The organism is Guyparkeria halopsychrophila, from assembly GCF_044582135.1.
GTDB lineage: Bacteria > Pseudomonadota > Gammaproteobacteria > Halothiobacillales > Halothiobacillaceae > Guyparkeria.
On sequence record NZ_JBDODP010000048.1, the window covers coordinates 1 to 1,772 of the forward strand.

Below are 1,772 nucleotides of genomic sequence, written 5' to 3' on the forward strand. Positions count from 1 at the left end.
CATCGGGTCGACCCCAAAGCCCTGGGCGGTGGCGTACGCGACCGGAAATGCCAGGGCCGCCGCGGCGTTGTTGGTGACCGTCTCGGTCAGGACCACCGTCAGCAGGTAGGCACCCACAAACGCGGCGAAGACACCATGGCCGCTGAACGTTGCCTGCATGAAATTGGCGATCAGTGCTGCACCGTCAGATTGCTCCAGTCCCTCGGCGAGCGTGAGTGCCGAGCCGATAATCACGACCAGTTCGAACGGAAAGCGGCGGCGCAGCTCACCCACGGTGAGAATGCGGGTAACCAGCAGGGCACCGAGCAGGACCAATAGCCCTTCAAACAGTGTCAGCCAGCCGACGGTGGCTGACGCGATCACGGCTAGAAAGCCGCCCAACGCAAAGGTGCTTTGTACCGTGCCGAGCCGAGGGCGCTGGAAACTGCCGCTGAGCAAGTGAAAGTTGCGGTCAATGTTGCGGTGTTGCAGGAAGTCAGCCCCCGTCGCCAGGAGCAGGCAGTCGCCCGCGCGCAGGGGCACGCGCCCCAGTTGCCCCTGAATCCTTTCGTTCCCCCGCCGAATGCCGACGACGCCGGCATTGAACATGCTGCGAAAGTCGACCTCCTGAAGCGTGCGATTGGCCAACTCCGACTCGTTCGAGATCACCACCTCGACCAGGTTGGTTGCGAGGAGGTCATCCGCCCGGTGCCCGAACAGGTCGAGGCCGGGAAAGCGCTGCAGTGCCTGGACCTTGTCGACCTCGCCGGTAAAGATCAGCAGGTCACCGGCGGCCAGTACCTCGTCGGGTCCCACGGCGGTGATCAGTCGGCCCTGGCGCTCGATCTCGAGCAGATACAGGCCCTCAAGCTTTCTCAGGCCATTGGCCTCGATGCTGCGACCGATCAGCGGCGAGTCGGGTTGCACTTCGGCGGCCAAAAAGTAGGCCATCGCCTCGCCCCGATTCTCGGGCTCGTTCTCCGGCAGATGCCGTGCCTGCCACCACAATACCGCCAGGCCCAGCACGGCCACCGGCACACCGACCAGCGTGAACTGGAACATGGTCAGTTCCGGCAGGCCGGCGTTCACGGCAAACGAGCTGACCACGAGGTTGGTCGAGGTGCCGATCAGGGTCGTGACCCCGCCGAGGATCGATGCGTAGGACAGCGGGATCAGCAGCCGGGACGGCGCGATGCGCTTTTGCTTGGAGATCGCGCCAAGAAAGGCGCCGACCACGGCCGTGTTGTTCAGAAACGCCGAGAGTATTGCCGTGGTGCCGATCAGCTTGAATCGGGCAAATCCCTCGTTTCCGGAGAGCAGGCGCTCGGCGATCTTGTCGAGGAAGTGCGAGCGCTCCAGCGCCAGGGACACCAGAAGGAGCAAGGCGAGGGTGGCCAGCGCCGGGTTGGTGAAGTTGTCGAGCATGGATGCCGGTTCGACCACTCCCGTCAGGACGAAGGCGCTGGCCAGCGAGACGAAGGCCAACGCCGGTGCGACCCGCCCCGTGGCGAGAACGGCGAGGAGCCCCAATATGGCGAGCAGCGTAATCCAGGTGGTCATGGGCTAGGCGTCCTTGTCCTTGGTCGAATCAGGGTCCGGGGCATCGCCGTGCGGAGGCATGATTCGGTCGTGCATCTCTGTAGCCATGAATCTCGGAAGGTCATGAATTGTGATTCTAAGCGGCGTTCAATACACTGTCGAATCATTGCCTGATCAATGCAAGAGATTAACCCTGTATTGGTCAGATAAAACAACGGGTTGGGGTTTTCTTGGCGAGAAAACATTTTTCGCCG

Annotated in this window: 1 protein-coding gene; it reads right to left on the minus strand. The window is 62.5% G+C overall.

The annotated features are described in order from the left end of the window. The coding region (locus tag ABGV18_RS11410) for an SLC13 family permease (protein ID WP_396586140.1) at positions 1-1,539 on the minus strand (1,539 nt) is incomplete at its 3' end. Positions 1,540-1,772 lie beyond the last annotated feature (233 nt).